This window comes from Shewanella basaltis, from assembly GCF_023283885.1.
Lineage (GTDB): Bacteria > Pseudomonadota > Gammaproteobacteria > Enterobacterales > Shewanellaceae > Shewanella > Shewanella basaltis.
Genome location: NZ_JAKILA010000024.1, coordinates 1 through 21,551, shown reverse-complemented (window position 1 = coordinate 21,551; position 21,551 = coordinate 1). Strand labels below are relative to the sequence as shown.

The 21,551-nt window shown below is 43.8% G+C and carries 21 protein-coding genes; 3 read left to right on the top strand and 18 right to left on the bottom strand.

Translation table 11 applies throughout. The annotated features are described in order from the left end of the window. Positions 1–20: 20 nt before the first annotated feature. The 3 genes from L2703_RS15710 to L2703_RS15700 all read right to left on the bottom strand — a co-directional run bounded on the left by L2703_RS15710 (position 21) and on the right by L2703_RS15700 (position 3,133). Complete coding sequence (locus L2703_RS15710; RefSeq protein WP_248972020.1) at positions 21–1,358, bottom strand: coproporphyrinogen III oxidase family protein; 1,338 nt, start codon at positions 1,356–1,358, stop codon at positions 21–23. A 536-nt stretch (positions 1,359–1,894) separates the two neighbouring features. Then, positions 1,895–2,221: a N(4)-acetylcytidine aminohydrolase gene (gene yqfB, locus L2703_RS15705; protein ID WP_248972019.1), complete on the bottom strand. Its 327-nt coding sequence runs from the start codon at positions 2,219–2,221 to the stop codon at positions 1,895–1,897. Between the two features lie 42 nt (positions 2,222–2,263). After that, a complete protein-coding gene (locus L2703_RS15700) occupies positions 2,264–3,133 on the bottom strand; it encodes an AraC family transcriptional regulator (protein WP_248972018.1) in 870 nt (289 codons plus the stop codon). 285 nt (positions 3,134–3,418) lie between these two features. On the opposite strand from L2703_RS15700, the gene L2703_RS15695 reads away from it, so the two are divergent. Then, entirely contained in the window at positions 3,419–4,582 is a 1,164-nt protein-coding gene (locus L2703_RS15695) for an iron-containing alcohol dehydrogenase (protein WP_248972017.1), read from the top strand. 308 nt (positions 4,583–4,890) lie between these two features. On the opposite strand, the gene L2703_RS15690 is transcribed toward L2703_RS15695, so the two are convergent. The 13 genes from L2703_RS15690 to L2703_RS15630 all read right to left on the bottom strand — a co-directional run bounded on the left by L2703_RS15690 (position 4,891) and on the right by L2703_RS15630 (position 18,029). Beyond that, positions 4,891–5,760, bottom strand: coding sequence for an EamA family transporter (locus L2703_RS15690; protein WP_248972016.1), 870 nt, complete (start codon positions 5,758–5,760; stop codon positions 4,891–4,893). A gap of 111 nt (positions 5,761–5,871) precedes the next feature. Further along, positions 5,872–6,315: a GNAT family N-acetyltransferase gene (locus L2703_RS15685; RefSeq protein WP_248972015.1), complete on the bottom strand. Its 444-nt coding sequence runs from the start codon at positions 6,313–6,315 to the stop codon at positions 5,872–5,874. A 322-nt stretch (positions 6,316–6,637) separates the two neighbouring features. Next, complete coding sequence (locus L2703_RS15680; RefSeq protein WP_248972014.1) at positions 6,638–7,630, bottom strand: alpha/beta fold hydrolase; 993 nt, start codon at positions 7,628–7,630, stop codon at positions 6,638–6,640. A gap of 484 nt (positions 7,631–8,114) precedes the next feature. Further along, the gene (locus L2703_RS15675; protein WP_248972013.1) at positions 8,115–8,849 is read right to left on the bottom strand and encodes an EcsC family protein; all 735 of its coding nucleotides are present in this window, start codon (positions 8,847–8,849) and stop codon (positions 8,115–8,117) included. Positions 8,850–9,158: 309 nt separating this feature from the next. Continuing rightward, on the bottom strand, positions 9,159–9,356 hold the full coding sequence (locus L2703_RS15670; RefSeq protein WP_248972012.1) for a hypothetical protein: 198 nt from the start codon (positions 9,354–9,356) through the stop codon (positions 9,159–9,161). Between the two features lie 266 nt (positions 9,357–9,622). Further along, positions 9,623–10,639 carry a formate dehydrogenase subunit gamma gene (locus L2703_RS15665; protein ID WP_248972011.1) on the bottom strand — a complete coding sequence of 339 codons (1,017 nt, stop codon included), beginning with the start codon at positions 10,637–10,639 and terminating at the stop codon, positions 9,623–9,625. Between the two features lie 47 nt (positions 10,640–10,686). Then, entirely contained in the window at positions 10,687–11,283 is a 597-nt protein-coding gene (gene fdh3B / locus L2703_RS15660) for a formate dehydrogenase FDH3 subunit beta (protein WP_248972010.1), read from the bottom strand. 27 nt (positions 11,284–11,310) lie between these two features. Further along, a complete protein-coding gene (locus tag L2703_RS15655) occupies positions 11,311–14,160 on the bottom strand; it encodes a formate dehydrogenase subunit alpha (protein WP_248972068.1) in 2,850 nt (949 codons plus the stop codon). Positions 14,161–14,176: 16 nt separating this feature from the next. Continuing rightward, positions 14,177–14,374: a formate dehydrogenase gene (locus L2703_RS15650; RefSeq protein WP_248972009.1), complete on the bottom strand. Its 198-nt coding sequence runs from the start codon at positions 14,372–14,374 to the stop codon at positions 14,177–14,179. A gap of 50 nt (positions 14,375–14,424) precedes the next feature. Further along, positions 14,425–15,090 carry a TorD/DmsD family molecular chaperone gene (locus L2703_RS15645; RefSeq protein ID WP_248972008.1) on the bottom strand — a complete coding sequence of 222 codons (666 nt, stop codon included), beginning with the start codon at positions 15,088–15,090 and terminating at the stop codon, positions 14,425–14,427. Between the two features lie 10 nt (positions 15,091–15,100). Further along, positions 15,101–16,786, bottom strand: coding sequence for a 4Fe-4S binding protein (locus tag L2703_RS15640; protein WP_248972007.1), 1,686 nt, complete (start codon positions 16,784–16,786; stop codon positions 15,101–15,103). A gap of 143 nt (positions 16,787–16,929) precedes the next feature. Next, positions 16,930–17,565 carry a DUF3306 domain-containing protein gene (locus L2703_RS15635; protein WP_248972006.1) on the bottom strand — a complete coding sequence of 212 codons (636 nt, stop codon included), beginning with the start codon at positions 17,563–17,565 and terminating at the stop codon, positions 16,930–16,932. Next, on the bottom strand, positions 17,562–18,029 hold the full coding sequence (locus L2703_RS15630; RefSeq protein ID WP_248972067.1) for a DUF3305 domain-containing protein: 468 nt from the start codon (positions 18,027–18,029) through the stop codon (positions 17,562–17,564). Before L2703_RS15630 ends, L2703_RS15635 begins: the two co-directional genes overlap by 4 nt. Positions 18,030–18,367: 338 nt before the next feature. On the opposite strand from L2703_RS15630, the gene L2703_RS15625 reads away from it, so the two are divergent. Further along, positions 18,368–19,228, top strand: coding sequence for a formate dehydrogenase accessory sulfurtransferase FdhD (locus tag L2703_RS15625; RefSeq protein WP_248972005.1), 861 nt, complete (start codon positions 18,368–18,370; stop codon positions 19,226–19,228). A 6-nt stretch (positions 19,229–19,234) separates the two neighbouring features. Here the strand turns inward: L2703_RS15625 and rlmF are convergent, their stop codons facing one another. Further along, entirely contained in the window at positions 19,235–20,284 is a 1,050-nt protein-coding gene (gene rlmF / locus L2703_RS15620; protein ID WP_248972004.1) for a 23S rRNA (adenine(1618)-N(6))-methyltransferase RlmF, read from the bottom strand. After that, a complete protein-coding gene (locus L2703_RS15615; RefSeq protein WP_248972003.1) occupies positions 20,284–20,682 on the bottom strand; it encodes a flagellar basal body-associated protein FliL in 399 nt (132 codons plus the stop codon). Before L2703_RS15615 ends, rlmF begins: the two co-directional genes overlap by 1 nt. A 126-nt stretch (positions 20,683–20,808) precedes the next feature. Between L2703_RS15615 and L2703_RS15610 the strand changes: the two genes are divergently transcribed. Then, positions 20,809–21,375, top strand: a complete 567-nt coding sequence (locus L2703_RS15610) for a chorismate--pyruvate lyase family protein (protein ID WP_248972002.1) — start codon at positions 20,809–20,811, stop codon at positions 21,373–21,375. Positions 21,376–21,551 lie beyond the last annotated feature (176 nt).

The window sequence follows — 21,551 nt, the reverse complement described above, 5'->3', positions numbered from 1 at the left end:
TAACACGGCAATCACTGTCCTTACATATCTGCTTCAGCCAGTGGTTGACGTAATTGCGCGCGCACATTATCCATACCAGAATAAAACTCTTTCATCATTAACAAGCCCAGCATTTTACCGTTGTCAGTGACAATGAGCTCATCGGGATTAACAGGGTCATTTTTGAGTGCGCCCATGGCCTTCATTGATGCCATCTCTTTAAATAAAGCCGTGTCTAAATTGACCTTAAACGTATCACGAAAATACTGACGAGAAAGTCGCCCAGAAAACATGCCTAATAAGAAACGATATTGCATCACTTCTTTTACTTGATATTTTTTCTGTTGTTCAACCGCCATGCGGCCTTGAGCAATACGCTGTTGATACTTTTTAAGTGAAAAGGTATTAACGTACAAGGTGTCATTTAAAAAACTAAACGAGCCAGAGCCCACACCTAGGTATTCATCATAATCAATCACATACTCATCAAAACCTTCATTGTTGGTTTTGCCAAATGCCCAGGCAGATAATTGAGTATACTGCCCGGTTAACCGGTTTAAAATTTGGCGGTATTGATTGACCATTTCACCATGTGGAGCTGCAATTTTACCTTTCACACTTTTACGCGTTTGGTGAGTGATCATTAACGGGTAAGTTGTAATTTGCCTAGGATCTAGCTTAGATGCGATATCAAGATCCGATTGAATAATCTCGTCAGTCTGGCCTTTAAAACCAAAAATTAAATCCACATTGATAATCGGAAATAACTCTTTTGCCGCCATGATCCTATCAAAAGTTTGTTGGCCAGACCCAAACTTATCTAAACGGTCGGTCATTTTTAAAATGCCGTCATCAAAGCTTTGTACCCCTATCGACATTCTGTCGACAAGGCCTTTAAGTTGTTTAAATTCTGGATTTGCTAGGTGTTGCGGATCAGACTCGCAAGACACCTCTTTAATGTCTGGGAATAATGTTTTTGCGTGTTCAATGGTACGGGCGAGTTCATCTTCTAATACCGTGGTGGTGCCACCGCCAATGTACATAGACTCAAATTGGTAACCGAGATTTTTTGCCATCTGCATTTCTTTGCGTAACGTAATAAAATATTCACGAGCCTTGTCTTCACGAAATAAAAAACGGTGAAATGTACAAAACGAGCACAAGGTATGGCAAAACGGAATGTGGGCATACAACATGTATTTTTTGCCTTCTACAGGCTCAGGCATCCGATCGCTAGAAATAGTATCAAGTCGCAAGTTTTTATCGACATAATACTGCATCACTCGCTCCATTGAGCTGATCATCCAATTGGGTACAGTAATGTTGGCCTGATAAGGTTTAATCAACTCCTGGCTGGCTGATTGAATAATTGAAGACATAGAAAATCCTAATAGAATGAAGCCCTGAGAGCAAAACCATTGATAACAAAAGCGCTAAACTAAACACATCTACTGTGAGCTGGTAGCCAAAGTACCATCATAGCGCCAGTGAAAACGTGAGTTAGCCAATAGATATGCAAACTAACACGCTTAGCGACAGCCGATTGTTAAGCAGATCATATTTTAGACGTTACTGTTAATACCATTCCGCATTAATGAGTGACCACTCAGAATGCGTCCAGCGGTTTTTGATTAAGGCGTCGCTATGTAGTAATGGTTGTTCCCTTTCAAATAGCGAGAACGCAGAGCAAAAGCCGCTGGGGCATTCCTTTCAGGCGAGTTTTAAAAGGGCTTACACTGCGTTGCATGACTTCGAAAGAGAATAACTATTCATTCAGTCATTCGCCTTGTTTAAGCCCTTTTAAATTCTCGCTGAGAGATCACTTGCTAACGCGGAATGGTATAAGCGTTTTTGATAATGAGCTAAGGGTCAACAATAACAGTAAGATACCTTGCATAAAGGTAAGAGATAGGTATCAGCTTTCAATTAACGAAAACGAAATCATAAATAAGCGTTGCTGGTCAGGGTAAACATGGCGGATAAGGTGCTTTAATTCATCTAATGGTAAGCTTTCTTGGGTGGCATGAAATTCATTGATGTCGTCAAAAGCTAATGGTTCAACGGCCAAAATAACAATGTCGCAAACCTTAATGTCGCGCTCAAGGGTGTAAACCTCAACTTGAGTACCGGGTTGGTAATGGCTTTCACTAGTATCACGGATGGTAATCGTCTTTTTACCTGAGGCCACTAACGGTGTCAAAAACTCAAAAAAAGTTATCTTTGTGGGTGCGATTACAGACATATTACCCCTTTAATCAATGATATCGCGCAATGTAAATACCTATTATAACCGAGCGTATTCACCTGGGCTTTGATCAAAGTAGCGTTTAAATTCACGACTAAATTGTGCCGTGCTTTCATAGCCCACCAAGGTAGACACTTCTTTCACTTTAAGCCGCTGTAGTTGAAGCAACTCTCTGGCTTTATTTAAGCGAATTTTTTTCACGTATTGAATTGGCGTCGACGATGTCACCTCTTTAAAGCAACGATGAAACGCAGAGGGACTCATATTCACTAGGCCTGCTAATGTGTCCACCTCAACAGACTCACCATAGTGTTTATGAATAAAACTAAGGGCTTTTTCTACCCGAGATAAACGAGTATGGCTTAACGACAAAGCATATAACGGGGCAGCATTAGGTGAATCGAGTAATCGATAAAGTAATTCAAGCACGAGCGCTTCGCCCATCACCTGAGCCTCAAGCGGCGACTGCAAAGCCTGCAACAAACGGATCACACTGCAATCCATGTCTTCAGTGCTGTCGGCAATAAAAAAACCACTTTGACGCGACTCATTTAAATCTTTTGGGATCTGATGGTGTTCATCCATTAGCCTAACGATGTAATTGAGTTGAACCAAGTTAATGTCAACCATCAACACTAATACTGGCTCTTCAATACTGGCAAAAGTTTCGCATTCCACCGGTAGCGGTACTGTCATCACTAAAGAATGCTGGCGGTCATAGTCGAAGGTTTGATCCTCAATATATACACGCTTTTTACCCTGGCCAACAATCAATACACCTTGCGAGTAGCACAATGGACCTCGAGAAGCATATTGCGAGCCACGAAACACTCGCACCCCAGCCAAATGAGTATGATTAATCCCTTCCTTTGGCGCCAATTGCGCCATTAAGTTTGCTATCTCACTCATGCTACCGCCTTAATAAAATTAACCACACCGCGACAATATTAATAGATGCTACCAAAAAAGCAGTAAAAGGCATCATATTTATCAAATAAACTTTATTTTTAAGCAAAAAAGGCAGGAATGAGCATGACAACAATAGTTCTGTGTATGTTTATTTTGGCCCAAAAGGCTATGATAACCACCATGATTTCTGGTTGTTGTTTGCGCCAAGCTTAACCCTGATGTTAAAGGCAATGGCTTAACAGCAACGTATTGATTGTTTTATCGCTAAACCAAAAGGCGTCAATTATGCTTAATTTTAATTATCGTAACCCTACTCACGTTGTTTTCGGCAAAGACCGTATCGCAGAGCTAGACCAACTTGTTCCAGCCAACGCAAGGGTGTTAATCACTTACGGTGGCGGTAGTGTGAAACGTTTTGGCACACTCGATAAAGTCAAAGCGGCTTTAGGTGATCGTACTGTATTTGAATTTGGTGGCATTGAAGCCAACCCTAAATACGACACACTGATGAAAGCAGTTGAAGTTGCTCGTAAAGAAAATATCGACTTTTTACTCGCTGTCGGCGGCGGATCTGTGATGGACGGCACTAAATTTATCGCGCTCGCCACTCAGTTTGAAGGCGACACAACAAGCTTATTACAGCACGGGTTTAACCCTGTGCCAGTGGCTGATGACAAAGTGATTCCACTCGGTGTGATTGCTACCCTGCCAGCTACGGGTTCTGAAATGAACGCCTTTGCCGTGGTAAGCTATCAAGGCGGTAAGTTCCCAGTAAACCACCCATGTGCTTACCCAACATTTGCCATGTTAGATCCAGAATTAACCTTTAGCTTACCAACCATTCAGGTTGCTAACGGTGTGGTTGATGCATTTGTGCATGTACTTGAACAATACGCCACTTACCCCGTTGATGCCCGCGTACAAGACCGTATGGCAGAAGGCATTTTACGCACCTTAATTGAGGTGGGGCCCATTACTGTGGCAGAGCCAACCAACTACGATGCCCGTGCAAACTTAATGTGGAGTGCCACATCTGCCCTAAACGGCATGATTGGTACAGGCGTCCCCTTAGATTGGTCAACTCACATGATTGGCCACGAGCTAACAGCGCTGTTTGATATTGACCATGCTCAAACATTGGCAGTTGTATTACCCTCGTTATGGCGAGTATTAAAAGAGCAAAAACACGCTAAATTATTACAATATGCTGAGCGAGTGTGGGATATTACTGAAGGTGATGAAGCAAGCCGTGTTGACCAAGCAATTGACAAGACAGAAGCTTTCTTTAAGCAAGTGGGATTACCAGTGCGTTTACGTGACCATGGTGTCACGCAAGAGCAACTAGCTCAAGTGGTTGACGCACTAGAAGCTCACGGCATGACAGCCTTATCTGAAAGCGGTAAAGTTGATTTAGCCACCAGCCGTAAGATTTTAAACATGGCCTGGTAAACAATATCTCAATCATGCTAAGTGGGATATTTGCCACTTAGCATGATGCTTAGCGTTTGCCTCACACATGCCCTAGCGCTGGTTTTAGATCGCACAGGCATCCTCATACCAGTCAGGATAAATAAATGACGCAGATGATGTAGAAAAATTCGCTTAGCACAGGCAGAAATAGCAAGGCGCGAATTGTTTTACCCTCAATATTTCTAACGACGTTATAAGCAATGTTAACCCGTAAGCATGATCATATTTTTGTGATAATCGGCATTAAATTCAATGAGCTAGCAACTAAAATGAGTGAACAAACCACATTACACGCCCATCTCAACCGCTTTTTTAGGCGTAAAACTACTGCCTATTGACGCAATAATCACCAAGCCAATAGCCGACCACTGAAGTACGGTTAGTTGCTCACTTAAAATAACAAAACCCGCTAATGCAGCAATTGCTGGCTCTAAACTCATGAGCACGCTAAAGGCCTGAGTAGGCATGTTACGCAGCGCCACCATTTCTAATGAATAGGGCAATGCACTTGATAACACCCCAACCAATAAGCCAAGCGGCAGGACTTCCCAACTGATTAAGGCAACCCCTTGACTAATAGCACCCACAGGCACAAGTACCACTGCCGCTACGGTCATTCCAAGTGCGACAGTGATACCGCCAGAAGCCTGCTTGCCCGTACGAGTGCCAAATAAAATATATCCGGCCCAACACGCCCCAGCGCCAAGTGCCATCAGAGCACCAACAACATCAAGACCTTGAGCACTAGATAGGCTTGGCATCAGTAATAAAATACCCGCAATGGCGCAAGCGACCCAAAACAAATCGCTTTTCCGCTTTGAGCCAAATAATGCCACCGCTAAAGGCCCGGTGAATTCCAGAGCAACGGCAATGCCAAGGGGAATACGTTCAATGGCAAGATAAAATAAAATATTCATCCCGCCCAAACACAAACCGTAAATTATAATACTTTGCCAATCTCGGCCCTGAGGTAACGCTCGCCAAGGACGAAACACCAACCACAATATGGCAGCAGCAAACCCTAAACGTAGTGCTGTGGTGCCCTCTGGCCCAACAATAGGAAAAAGTTGTTTTGCTAAAGAAGCACCAGACTGAATCGTCACCATTGCCAGTAAAACGCTACCAATGGCGGTCAAAAGTATACGGTTGATTTGCATAGAAAAAACCCAAAGGTGAAAAACGAATGACGGCATTCTACATGAGCCAGTTAAAACCGAGCAGCATTAAATATTAACATGTACAGAAGTCATACCATTAAGCGATTAATTTTATGTCTGTGCGATGTTTTTTATAAACTCGATTTTACTGTTGGTCACGCTGCCATTATTTTCATAACCACAAATGTCATAGCCACTGGCGATAAGCATATGTAGCATGTTAGGAAACTGATTCATGGATTTAACCTTAATCGCCTTAAACCCATGTTCAATAGCCCAGCGCTCTTGCAGCTGGCGTAATTGAGAGGCAACCTTCATTTGTCTGTGCTCGGGTACCACACCACCTAGCCAGCTGTAAAATGCCTCGTTATTGAGCGAGTAACCCACTTTAAAACCAATCGGTGTGGTGTTGTATTTAGCCACTAAAATTAATGCACTTTTACCTGCTAGGCGCTCAGCGACAGTAGTTGGTGTAATACTGTGATTAAACTCGGGTACGAATGCCTGCACAGCAACAATATCCTCTATCGTACCTTCTATAAACTGGTATGCCACCATTAGCTCCTTTTAAGCCACTTACACAATAGCCAACGGCTATATTGGCGCATAATCACACAGCGTTAATGGTCTTTAGCATGACGTGTTAACGATAAAACGCACCAGCCGGCATTAAGTCAAAGCGAGCAGGCTGAGCACATAGAAGCGTCCTGCACAGCATCCCGCATACACCTATGTCAAAAAAACACCTTATCAGTTGCCCAATAATACCATTGCGCATTAATAAGTGACCACTGTGAATGCGTCCAGCGGCTTTTGATTAAGGCGTCGCTATGCAGTAATGGTATAAGGTGCTTTTTATGACCAACACACGGTTATGCTAATAACCCAAAGCTTGATTAAATGCCTTTATAAAAGCGTCATAATTTTCTATTTGCGGCATATGGCCTAAACCGTCAAGCTCAATTAAGGTAGAACCTTTAATTAATTTGTGAGCATTCACGCCAAGCTTTTTATAGTCGCCTAAGGTTCTGTTAACCCCTTCTTTTAGCCAACCACGCCCAGGGCCAGTTTGATCTCGGGTACCGATGATCAATACCGTTTCATTAGTCACCTGTGAAAATCTATCGACAATATTTTCTGAAAAAATCGGTCCATACGTCAGGGCATTATTCCAAGCAACAATAGGCCAATCATCGCCAGCAAGCATCCCCTGTAAAGGCAGCAATAACTTTTCGTATTCACTCGACCACTTACCATCATAGTAATTGGCTTTTTGGTAATTTCTGGCTTTTTCGACACTGGTAGCCAATTCATTTTTATAGAAAAAGTTCATGTCCTGAAATTGCACATATCGGCTGTAATCTTCTAAGCCTATCGGGTTAATCAAAATAAGTTTATTAACGGCGCTGGGGTAATTAACCGCAAAAGTGGTCGCGAGCATGCCACCCATAGAATGGCCAACAAGATCAAACTTGTTAATGTGTAAGCTGTCTAATAATAACTTGGTATTTAATGCTAATTGACCAAAACTGTATTGGTAAAAGTCTGGCTTAGTTGATTTTCCAAACCCAATTTGATCAGGAATAATGACTCGGTAGCCTTTCGCTAATAAATCGTTTGCAACCTGTTCCCAGTAATAACCGGAAAAGTTTTTACCGTGTAACAAGACAATGATTTTTTTGGCGTCTTTAGCCCCCACATCCATGTAACGCATCGCCAACTCTTTTGTTTGCGAATTAAAGTTAAACGTCTGGACGTCAAAGGGGTATTCAAAACCATCTAACTCTTTGTTGTATTTAACGGGCTCTGCCGCCAATGCTGGGACTAATGCTGTAAAAAAGCTCAATACTATTAGATAAACATACTTCATACCTGTCTCACTCAAAAAATGACAAAAAAGCAAAAACCTACCATGCCAGCCATTGCGCATTAACACAACATCGATTTTCTTCATTCATTACATTGCATCACGCGCTGAGCTATCAGCCCACATTGCAAATAGATCAATTCACATTCCTAGGGCATGTTGATCTTTGCTGGTTAAATTTTGTTCGAGTTAAAAACGTTTTAATCGAGGTGAATGGATTGTAGCCTAGTCACCTAAGCAACTCTTTATTTGTAAAGCATCGTTCAACAAAGAGTAAAACGTTTTTAGCCGAACCCTGTGGGCAGCGTTTGTTGGTCATTTTTACTGCGTTATCGACTTTTTATGTAGAATAACGACACCTCAAAGTCTCTGCCGCGCACTTGTATATGAGTAATGGCCAACAATTCGCTGCAAAAACAACCTTGAAAGGTCAACAGGCCCTAGGCAATAAGTTATAGGCGTCTCTGACAGTATCCTCACCATACAATCACTCCAATTTACGTACAATAAAATGGCCCCGAGCCATGTCTTGAAAGTGGTCAATAAACACAGTATTAATGATGGCACCACCGGCGGCGCCAATAGCCGGTAGAGCTTGCGCCGCTGCTTTTTGCGTCACCTGAACGCCAAATTTCTCCGCAATATGACTGATGAGTTTAACTAATAGCGGCGCGGCTTCATCGGTTAGGCCTTTTTTAACCATAAATTCAGCGGCCTCCGATACTGATTTAGCTAACGCTGCTCTCACGGTAAAATAACCAGACTCGCTGCTGTCATCTAAATCACTGGCACCGCCTAAAGCAAACACTTCTAAACAGGCCATTTTAGTGTCGAGGGAGGTAATCAACTCACCTTCGCTACGAGCAATATCTGCAATCGAACGCAACATAATCGTTGTTGATATTGGGAGCTCAACGGCAATGGCTGTTAAGCCAAAAAAACCACCCACGCCCCCACTCACCGCAACACCTAATTTATGCCACCGATTAGATGACGCCTCGCCGGGGATGTCTTTCATGGTAAAAATAGCGGCTTCTGAGGCTTTTAATAACGATTTCTCGGTGACTTTGGCGATATTGTTATTCCAGTTGGCGGGCAGCAAAGCCAGCCCTTTTTCAATTGGTGTACCAATAAAATTAGTTATTTTTACTGCCAAACCTGGGTTTTCTAATAACGATTTGGCCGTCACAAGTTCTTGGTGATGCAATTGAGAAATGTTCAACTACTCTCCCCCCTACTGGTGTGGTGACAACGAAATAAAAGAGTGAATTTTTTAGATTTACAATAAGACCGAAACTTACTCATCTGTTTTCGCGTTATGACTGGTGGCTTTGGTACTTGTTGCTTTACTTAACCTCAACTCTGGATAAGAGATGTATTGATAACGATATAAATCAATAGATTGACTAAAATCCACTGTCAAGCTTGTGATTTGTTTTGCTAACAAGGCGAATTAACGCGTCAATAGCTAGCCTATTGCAAGTTAATTCAACGCAGTGAGGAAGGCAAAGGACTGCTTGAAAGGCGTTTGTTATCCAGAGCTGAGGTTACTTACCATTGCTTGCATTTCTTGCTCAGTTTTGAGGCGGCAAACAGACAATTGGCCTAAACGCATAGCCTTAATCGCCTCTAAAGGATCCTCAATCTGACTACCTCGTGGTGACCTTTCATCAGCAGCACTATCATCTGCATTTTCATCGGGTATTTTATCATTTTGTGGGGTTGCCATTAATGCCTCTTTTAATCATAGATGTTTTAGCAAAAAACTGTCGCTTAGGTGGCTAATCAGACCATTTTCAGGATATTTAATAGCATACCTTCTTTCTCTGATCATGAGGATAGCCATTGGTCATGACAATATTCGGATCATATTTATCACGCGCCATGCCACAATTAGCCACAACCAAAAGTGCCAATAAAAAACACCTTGCCAGTAACCTAACAAGGTGTTTTGTCTTTACCATAAACAAGTGGATTCACACTTACTTTATAGGCTTACTCTTTGTATTTTAACGTGCCATCAGCTTTGATTTCGTCGTACCACACATTGTGGTGCTGCGAAGCCCAGTTTTCGTCACAATAGCCCGATACCATGCACTCCATACCGCCCTCGCTGAGTACGGTCGCCATCCAAATATGCACAATGGTAAACGCAATTAAAATTGTCGCGCTAACACCGTGAATAAGTAAGGCAATCATCGACAGCTCTCGTGGTAATTCAAGTGTAGGGAACACAAGCATAACGCCGGTAACACTGATGCTAAGACCAAAAATAGCTAAGGTCCAAAACCACATTTTTTCACCCGCGTTGGCAAACCCACTGTCTGGGTGCTTGCCTTTAAACGGACCAAAGTTAATGTAGCCACCCACCACTAAAAACCATTTTAAATCGTACATTTTAAAGGTTTGTAGTGGCATCCACTTAATAATACACAGCAACCAAGACACCATAAAAATGGGGCCAGACCAGTCGTGAGTAAACTTACAAAAAGCAATCAATCCAGCCCAAATACCGTCGCCGACATAAGGCGCAAGTAGATGCCTGCCAAGCATAATGACCAAACCGGTTAACATTAGCATTAGGCAAGATATCGCCATTATCCAATGTAACCACAGATCACTTTTGTTCCAGCGAAGCACCATTTTGCCAGAAAAGCCCTTACTCAGTTTTGATGGACCATTAACTAAGTAAAATACTAAAAAGGCCGCAAAAACACCGACAACAGCTAAGCCGATGGCAGGTTTTAGGTAGGTATTTCGTAGTGCCTTGCCGTCATTACCTGCGACATTGATAAGCACATCGGCTTCTAAGCCTTTGTCTGTACTGTATCCCGGTTCACCGGCTTTAACTGCGCGCCAGAGATCTGCATCGCTGGTTTTAGACGTTGCTTGTTGTTGGCTAGATTGTTCATCAGCGGCATATACCGATGATGTGACCAACCCCAATCCCATACACAGAACCAACAGAGCAAACATCCTGCGCAGTGATTTGTTTAACGTTAAAGTTAACATTGTCACTCCTTATATGGCTGCGAAATTAATCGCAGCACATGCTCTGGTTAGATCATTTCGCCTGTTTTAGGGTTGTAGCCCCAAATCACATTAGGATTACCGCGGGTTGCCATGCGTTGACGGTAAATGTCAGACACTATGCCCGCATCGCCAGCCAGTAACGCTTTGGTTGAACACAACTCGGCGCACATTGGTAATTTACCTTCTGCGATACGGTTAGAACCGTATTTTTGGCGCTCTGCATCAGAATGATCTGCTTCAGGGCCGCCCGCACAGAAGGTACATTTATCCATTTTGCCGCGACTACCAAATGCAGTCTTTTTAGGGAACTGCGGTGCACCAAACGGACACGCATAAAAACAGTATCCACAACCGATACAGGTATCTTTGTTGTGTAACACAATGCCGTCTTCGGTACGGTAAAAACAGTCTGCAGGGCATACTGCCATACACGGTGCGTCGGTACAGTGCATACACGCCACTGATATTGATGCTTCTCCTGGTTCACCATCGTGAAGTGTCACCACGCGGCGACGTTGAATACCCCACTCTAAAGCAGAGTCGTTCTCGTTTTTACAAGCTGTGACGCAACCGTTACACTCGATGCAGCGTTTGGTGTCACACAGAAATTTCATGACTGCCATAATGGCTTATCTCCTCATCAAGTGTTGTTAGGCTTTGCTGATCTGACACAAGCTAGACTTAGTCTCTTGCATCTGAGTCACAATGTCATAACCATAGGTCATTACGGTGTTGGCAGATTCGCCAATCACATAAGGAACCGTGCCTTCAGGGTAGTTTTTCTCTAGGCTCTTGCCTTCAAATACACCCGCAAAGTGGTACGGCATAAAACATTCGCCAGCAATAACACGTGGTGTCACCATTGCTTTAACGGTAATTTTTGCCCCTTCTGGACTGTGAACAAATACGTCATCACCATCACGTACACCGCGATCGGCAGCATCTGCTGGGTTGATCTCGATAAACATTTCTTGCTGAAGCTCCGCAAGCCATGGGTTACAACGAGTTTCTTCACCACCACCCTCGTACTCAACCAAACGACCGGTTGTTACAGCAAGTGGGAAGTCGGTAGCAAAATCTTTGTCTTGAATAGTCTTATAAAGCGTGGGTAAACGCGCCACCATTTGATCTTGGTAAGTGGGGTACTTGGCTACTAAGTCACGACGAGGGGTGTATAGCGGTTCGCGGTGTAGAGGAATGTCATCAGGGAAGTTCCATACAATACAACGCGCTTTAGCGTTACCATAAGGAATACAACCATGCTTAATTGCCACACGTTGAATACCACCAGAAATATCTGTCTTCCAGTTTTGCCCTTCTGCTTTGACTTTTTCTTCAGCCGTTAGGTCGTCCCACCAGCCAAGCTGTTTAAGCATGTCGGCAGTGAACTCTGGGTAACCGTCTTGAATTTCAGATCCTTTCGAGAAAGATCCTTCTGCAAGAATATTATTACCTTCATGTTCAACACCATAACGTGCACGGAAGTTACCACCACCGTCTTTTACTTCACGGCCAGTGCGGTACAAAATTTGGGTACCAGGATGTTTCTGCTCTGGTGTGCCCCAACATGGCCAAGGTAAACCATAGGTTTCGCCTTTAGCTGGGCCGCCCGGTGCTTCAAGTGAGTTAACGTCAAATGTGCCCCAGTTTTCTTGGTGCATTTTTAAACGCTCAGGGCTTTGGCCTGTGTAACCAATAGTCCACATACCTTTGTTAAATTCACGGGTGATGTCTTCAACTAAGGGCTCTTCACCATTGACTTTTATGTGCTTACAGAATTGCTCTGCTACGCCCCATTTTTTGGCCAATTTATACATGATGATGTGATCGGGTAACGATTCAAATAACGGCTCAATCACTTGCGATCGCCACTGCAATGAGCGGTTAGAGGCAGACACCGAACCATAGGTTTCAAACTGGGTGGCTGCAGGCAGTAAATACACTCCGTCTTGGCGTTCGTGCATCACACCTGCCATGGTTGGGAATGGATCGACAACCACAACGGTATCCATTTTGTTGAGTGCTTCACGTACCTCACGACCACGGGTTTCAGTGTTGACAGACTGCCCCCAAAAGAATGCAAGACGGATATTGTCTTTTTGCGCAATCTTGGTTTTGTCTTCTAGCACCCCATCGTGCCAACGCGAACAAGGAATACCTGTCGAGGTTTGTGGGTCTTGTCCTAAATATTGAGCCTGGTCGAAACGACTTTTAATCCAGCTTGGCTCTAAGTCCCATACATTGGCCCAATGGTCCCACGCACCTGAGGTTAAGCCGTAATAGCCTGGTAAGTTATCAAATAACAAACCAAAGTCTGTGGCACCTTGTACGTTATCGTGACCACGGAAAATGTTTGTTCCGCCGCCTTCAATACCCATGTTGCCAAGGGCTAACTGTAAAATACAGTAGGCGCGGGTGTTAGCATTACCAATATGATGCTGAGTACCACCCATACACCATACAATAGTGCCTGGCTTGGTTTCGGCCATCATTTTGGCGACGCGATACATTTGCGCTTTGGGTACACCAGCCACATTCTCGACTTCTTCTGGCGTATATTTTTTCACTTCTTCGCGGATACGCTCCATACCGTATACACGCTGAGAAATAAACGAATCATCTTGCCAGCCATTTTCGAAAATGTGCCATAACAGACCATAGATAAAGGGGATGTCAGTGCCTGGACGAATATGAACATATTCATCAGACTTGGCTGCGGTACGGGTAAAACGTGGGTCAACCACAATGATTTTAGCACCGCGTTCTTTACCAATTAAAATGTGCTGCATCGCCACTGGATGAGCTTCACATGGGTTAGAACCAATAAACATCATGCACTTTGAGTTGCGCATGTCATTAAACGAGTTAGTTTGCGCACCGTAGCCCCAAGTGTTTGCAACACCAGCTACCGTGGTAGAGTGACAAATACGTGCAGAGTGGTCGATATTATTCGTGCCCCACATTGCCGCTAATTTGCGATACATATAAGCTTGTTCGTTTGAAAACTTAGCACTTCCCATGAAGTAAACAGAATCCGGGCCCGACTCTTGACGAATCGTTTCCATTTTGTCACCGACTTCATTGATGACTTGCTCCCATGATAGACGCTTCCATTTACCCCCTTCTAACTTCATTGGGTATTTTAAGCGTTTTTCACCATGGCCATGCTCACGTAGAGCAGCACCTTTGGCACAGTGTCCACCTTGGTTAAATGGATGGTCGAACGCTGGCTCTTGCCCTGTCCACACCCCATTTTGCACTTCAGCGTAAATACCACACCCCACTGAACAGTGAGAACAAATGGTTCTTTTCACTTCTGTTGGCGCGTTGTGAGGCACATCTTTAGCCTCAGCTTTACGCATCATGCCTGCACCAAGCATCGACGCTGCGGCAATACCACCAGTCGCCAAGCTGGCAGACTTGAGGAACTGACGTCGGTTAAGACCTAAGCCGGACGTTGTTTTAGTCTCGACTGTGTCTGATTTGCGGGTTAATCGCATCACACACTCTCCTTTGTTATTTACTTAACGAAGCATAATAATTACGAATATGCTCTGTTTCGCGGTAGTTATTGCCCGTAGGCTCTTGTGTAGACGGTTTAGTCACCTGGGCAAGTGCGGGTGCACTTACACTAGCAACAGCACCTGCCGCACTGCCGAGCGCTAATGCTTTTAGCATTTGGCGACGACCCATGTCGGTAGCTTGCTTTTTCATAATGTCTCCTTGTTGATAAAAAGATGTGGCGCTTTAAGCCATCATCCGGTTTAGTTAATTTGCACAGCCTGTTCATCAATCGGGTCAAGGTCAGCACTGCCTGGACAATTCACCGGAATATTTAAACTTAGCTGTTCAAATTCGTTAGCTTCTGCCGTAAAAAAGGCGTTAGCCAGTTGCGCAACCGCAACGTAAAACTTAGCACTAGGCGTTTTAGCTAAATGGTCGCAAAAGCGCATAATCCAGCCACCAATATGACGTTGGTAAAACGCTAATTGGCGATAACCTGGTGCCTCTAAAATCAGGCAACCCATCACTTCGCATAGTGCGGCAACATGATCCTCTGGCTCTTTCACGTTATCTTCACGTTCAAAACCGAGTTGCATTAAGTCACTGCGTAATGCCGCTAGGGGTTTGTCCATTAATGAACCTGTCATAAACCAACTGCCATATGGCATAATTTCACCGCTGCCGACGCCTAAAAAAATGGCAAAATATTCATCTTCTAGGGTGTCGGTATCACTTTTTTGTGCTGCTTGCTTCAGTGCAACCCAGGCATCGCTCATGGCGTTACCTTCTTCGACGTCTATGTCTAAATTAGCTAAAAATTGCAATAGCTCGGCACTTGGGTGGCGGCGCATTAACGCGGCCAACAACTGATAAATATCAGCTCTTAATTGGTCGTTTTCGGTTATTTGTCTCAGTGTTTCTGTCATAGCAGATCTCTTATCGCAATTGCTTTTCTGGATCGTCAAGTATGTCTTCAAACATGTCTTTTACACGGCAGTCGCCACACATTTTCAAACGCTCTATATTGGCGCTAAACGCACTGTGCGCGCCGACCATTTCTATCATTTTATGCACCATTGACTGGGTAGCAAACTCACTACCACAGCGTATACATTCAAACGGTGGCTCTTGTTTCAGTAGTTGCACTTGCTGGCGCTGTTGTTGATTAAAGTTAATTTGTGCCACTAAACTGATGACTTTTTCAGGGCAAGCGGCTTCACATAAACCACATTGCACACAGTCTTGCTCTGTAAACTTAAGGGCTGGCGTATCACCACCATCTTTTAGTGCTTGAGTTGGACACGTCGCCACACACGACATACACAGGGTGCATTTATCGCTGTTAATGCTCACCACACCATAAGGAATATTGGCTAGTGTGAGCACGCTGTCGACACCTGCAGCCTGGCTGTTAAGGTGGTCGATCGCTTGAAACAGCAAGCTGCGTTTAGCAAGACTTGCAGGGGCGATAGCGGCTGGATTTGCAACCATAGGCATAATCACTGGCCACGTTAGGCTAACGGCTAACGATGGATATAAATCGAGGAGATCTTCTGGGCGAATTAAGCGAATACGCTGTGGTTGGCCCATTTCATCTAAAATGCGATTAGCTAAGGCAAGCTCACCCTTAAGCATTTGCGTTAATGTTGGTGCTGTAAGCTCTGTATTTAAGATGAGAATTTCGCGGGCGCCATAAGCTAATGCGGCCATCCAATGGTCAATGCTGGCGACGGTAATTTCTTCCATTGCAACAGGTAACACATCGCCGCTTAACTCGTCGGTAATAAACTGAGCACCAGCTTCATTATCATGAAATAGCACCACTGGGGCGGTTTGCGCTTGCAAGCGATACCGGCTAACAAGTTTTTCAAGGTAAGAATGCAGTGATTTAGGTGTGGGTAAATCATAACTTAATGCCCCTGTTGGGCAGGCATTAGCACAACTGCCAGCACCATGACAAAGGTATGGGTCGATTTCGATTTTTTGCGCCACACTGCTAATGGCATCAGCAGGACAAAAGTTTAAGCAGCGGTTACAACCATTTAAGCCATGTTTGTTATGCGCACAAATATCGGGATTGACTTTGACGTATCGCGGTTTATCGAATTCTCCCACTAAATCTGGAATTTGCTCAAGTGCATCAGCAAGTAGCGCTTGATTTTGGCCAACATAAAAATAGCCAGGAGGTAGCATTTCTAAGTTAATACTGGGGCTGTGGCTTAAGTCGAGTACAATATCAAAGTGGGCTTGGCGAATAGCCACCACACTGAGATCGCTTACGCCATTATCACTTTCAACCTTAACCTGAAACTGCCCCAAAAAACCCTTAATGCTGACTAATTTGTTGTAGTAGCTTTCAACTTGGCTGGCGGCATTGATTACCATTTCAAGGTGAGCTTCATCCTGACTGCTAATGGCTTCGTTAGCCAAAATGACGCAACTGCTCATGGTGGACAATTTGTCCGCGGCCAAACGGGCAAGATCTTCTGGGCCAATGACTAATACATGGCCTTGAGTGGTATAACTGACAGTTGGCGGGATCAGATTTTGTAAAATCTGGGTATTCGCCATGACCTGTTGCCGAGCTTGTTTCAGCATAGGCTGGTTTTTAATTATGCTCATTGCGTTCCTAATATCGGTTTTTATCTGTGGCTAACGGCAGTGGCTCACGCTGTAATTAGCACTTTGTTGTTCACATCAACTCATCAAATCGACTAACTGCATACCGATACCCTATCAATAACATGACGTTACACAGGGGTCTGTTAGCCTTTAGCCTCATCACTGGCAAAAGCGTGCTCAAGTAGGTCATCATCCTGTACTTGATCCATTGTCGATAAGCACTCAGATTGCTGAGTAACCGCTAACACTGAGTCTGTTTCTTCAACACAGGTTTCACCGACTCGGGAGTCAGCCCCGGTTGTGTCATCTTTTTTATCAACATCTGTCTGTGCATCTGCAAGCAATTCATCTTCTGCGTTATTGGTTTTTTCAACCACGTAACGAAACACTTTATTGGCTAATTCTGCAGACACATCAGCGGATAAAACCGGTTGATTGGTGTAGTCCAATGCATATTCTAATAAACCGTCGATATGGCCATATTGTGGTTGTTTCCATAGCGCACGTAATGCCGCGGCTTTCGTGGTGGGATCAACATTTTTAGCCATAAAGCGAGCAAAACTGCCGCCCACCTCGATGGTAGTGGGATCTGGTAATGGCTCTTCCTCAGGGCTAACATCGGTTGAGGCAATATCAAGTTGTGTTTGCTCAGCCACATCTGTTTGCGGCCTAAGCTCAAGCGACTCGTTAGCCTGCAGTTGATTGTCTTGATCTGCTTCTTCCGCTACTCGTTGGCGTCGTTGCGCCCAGCGACTTAATAGTCCATCTTGGCTGTTCATTGCATATTTCCTGAACGATTAGCGCTTGGGCCTTCATTTTTACGACGATTGACATGCTTACGACGATGAGCGCTAATTTCCACCTCACCATGACGAGTGATAAAGGCTTCAATCCAACAGGCTATGGCGCTTGGCATGGGGACATTTAACACTGGCGTATCCGACTCTAGGCAGCCAGCGCTGACGTGTTGGTCGGCAGAAATCAACGCAGGCACCCAAGTCCCATCACTCAGTTCGTCACACACTATGTAGAGTGTGGGGTTATTCATATCGAGATTAATCCGGTAGCTACCACGTTGGTCTTTATACAGCTCAAGCGGAATCAGCATCGCATTGTCGGGCTTAGCTTGGGTTGCTGGTACCATGTGTTCTAATTCCCAACGAACCGATGTCCAGCGCCCGGTTTGCACCTGTACTTTTTTGAGTGACACATACATTGGCCATATTTTGTCGGTATGTTGCATAGTGATGCTGACCTCTGGCGTAAATACGAGCATTGATTAGCCACGTGTTATTAAATTGCTATAGCTTGATGGAGCAAAATTGGTGCCAATTAAAAAGCAAAATTAACTTTGAACTCGATCTCAATTTCCCCATTAACAATAGGACAATATGTCCACTGCGCAATTCAAAGTGGGACATTAATACACGTTAAAAGTATTGATTTGTTAAAGATTTGCGCTAGATCACGCTTAGGTAAGATCTTTTCAGTTAAGGGAATAATAATTGCTATGCTAAACACACGATGAAGCCATTTAATTGTGCCAACATCTTCAATAAAGACTCCTCGAGAGGTTTACCTATGACCCAATCTGCTTCGGCAAAACCTGCAACTCACAAACCTGTTAAATTTGTCAAAACAGCCACTCAAGTGCCATTAACCATTGCAGTAAAAGCCGTTGATGATCAGGGTAAAGAGGTCGATAAGTTTGTTGCTTGTGAACGCCCTCTCACCATTTATTTAAACTGGCGCCCTATCGTGACATTAATGACACTTGGGGCCAAACCCGAGTCGTTAACGATTGGGTATCTTAAAAACCAAGGCTTTATTAGTGATTTAAGTTTATTAGAGTCTGTTATTGTTGATTGGGAAGTCAATTCTGCAGCGGTGATCACCCAAGAAGTCGCAGAAGATCTCGAGCAAAAACTGTCAGAAAAAACGGTTACGTCGGGTTGCGGGCAAGGCACAGTTTATGGTGGGTTCTTACAAGGGTTAGACAATATTGTGTTGCCAACACCGGCGTTAAAGCAATCCACGATTTATGCATTACTTAATAATATTAATGCTTACAACGAGACCTACAAAAATGCTGGAGCCGTTCATGGTTGTGGGATATGCCAAGATGACAAGATTTTATCATTTGTTGAAGACGTAGGTCGTCATAATGCCGTTGACACCTTAGCCGGTGACATGTGGTTAGATCAGCAATCTGGATGTGACAAAATCTTCTATACCACAGGTCGACTGACATCAGAAATGGTCATCAAAGTTGCCAAAATGGGAATACCGGTATTATTGTCTCGCAGTGGGGTTACCCAAATGGGATTAGATTTAGCGATGCAATTAGGGATTACACTGATTGCGCGAGCCAAAGGCCGCCATTTTCTTGTGTATCATGCTAGTGAAACTATTGATTTTGATGCACTTAAAACGCCTCAATAAGGGTTATTACCGCATACTTGCCCATTGCTGACGTAAGTTTGCAGGGATAAAGCTCCAGGCTAAAATTCGGGTCACTTTATTGCCTTGGGTCATTTCAATGGTTTTTACTTCAGTTGCCGCTAGGTGTTTAAGCAATTGGTAACACGGCTTAAGGTTTTCAGATTTAGACACTAACGAACTAAACCACAACACCTGACTGGCATATTCTTTACTTTGATTGAGCATGTAAGTTAAAAATTGCACTTCACCACCATCACACCATAATTCGGCTTTTTGACCACCAAAATTGAGTTTGGGGTCTGTTTGGGTAGCAACCAAATTCTGTGATTTTTTACCGTGCTTCTGCTGCTGATTTTTTGCCAAATTAGTGACTTTGCGTAACGAGCCAGCAGCAGCTTGCGCTAAAGAACGATGAAATGGTGGATTACACATAGTGACATCAAAACGTTCATGTTTTTCAATAATGCCATGAAAGATATGCTCTGGGTTCGATTGCAATCTGAGTTGTAAATTCATTTGAACATTAGGGTTATGCCGAGCAATATTGGCCACGTTGTCAATCGACACGGGGTCAATGTCCGATGCAACAAATTGCCAACCATAAGTCTGAATACCCAACAGTGGGTAAATGCCATTGGCCCCGGTACCAATATCTAATACCCGAATACTTGGGCCATGAATAACCTGCCCTTTGTCGGCTAATAAGTCTGCAATATAGTGCAGATAATCGACCCGCCCAGGAACCGGAGGACACAAATATCCACTCGGGATATCCCAAGCATTGATTTGATAGTCACTGAGAAGTAGGGCTGAATTAAGGCATTTGACGGCTTGAGGATCAGCAAAATCAATTGATGGGTTACCAAAAGGATTTGCCCGCACAAAAGCCCTTAACGATGGCATCACCAACATTAACTTAGCAAAATCGTAACCCTGTTGATGGGCATTACGGGGATGCAGTTTTTTAGGCGTAACCTTATTTAAGATTGTCTTTGAAGGGTTTGGCGAGCGCTGAGTGCGTCCCTTGGCTCGCCCAGCAAAATTTGAACGGCTCATTAATCGTAAAGATACTTAGTAAATAGCAAGTTAACCACAATCGCCTTGCCAACTTCTTGCTCCATCAAACGATTGACTGTCTCGTAGCATTCGCGGCGAATTTCTTCACGGCCAGACAACGACTTCACTTTATCCTCAGCCTGATTACCTAAAATTTCGACAATAGCGGATCGTAAAAGTGGATCATGGTGCTCTAGAGTCACGAGGTCGTTAGGATCTTTTACCATTAGCTCAACGCTGATTTTAACAAAGCCTAATTTTTTACGATTAGAAATGTAATTAGTGACGATATCTGGCTCAAAACCATAATAGGCATAGTCTTCTACACCCTCTTCAGCAGCAAATACATTTACTGTCGTGCAACATAATATAACTAACGTTAAAAGCCATTTTTTCATAATAAGAGACACTCCTAAAGATGTAACGTTAATTAAATCGGCCATGTTGTTCACACCTTGAGGTGTGTTTGCTCGTACACGACATGATAGACTATTGTTGTTGAGGTATATTGTAACGAGTTTTCGATGAACGTGACCAGTGTTAGCTTTCCATATGGTGAATCAATTCATTGGTTTTCGCCAGAAAAAATAAAATCATTACCAGAAAACCAACTTAAAGACTGGTTATTAGCGACTGGCAGTTTAACTCAACGCCTCAAAACTCATTGTACTCACTTTGAAGTTAAAGTTTTAGGCGAGCATTTACTCACGCCACTTGAGGATGAATTTCCAAGCCACAACGACCCCGTGTGGATCCGCGAAGTGTTACTCTGTCTCGACGGCACGCCCTGGGTGTTTGCTCGAACCTTGATCCCACAACATATTTTGGATGCAAGCCACAATCAATTTACCCACCTTGGCACTCGGCCATTAGGTGAATTGTTATTTACCAGCCCAGCTATTACACCAGGCAATATTGAAGTGGCACAGTTTGAAACCTGCGGCCGCTTAGCCGCGCTAGCCACCAGTTTACAACAGCAAGTAAACACCAGTTTATGGGGAAGAAGACGTTATTTTAACTTACATGGCTCGCAGCTAATCGTTAGCGAGATTTTTTTACCCGCAGCCGTTGAATACATCAATACTCTCTAGGGTCTGTTGATCTTTGCTGGTTGAATTTTGTTCGAGTTAAAAACGTTTTAATCGAGGCGAATGGCTTGAAGCCTAGCCACCTAAGCAAAATCTATTCAACAAAGAGTAAAACGTTTTTAGCCGAACCCTGTGGGCAGCGTTTGTCGGTCATTTTTACTGCGTTATCGACTTTTTAT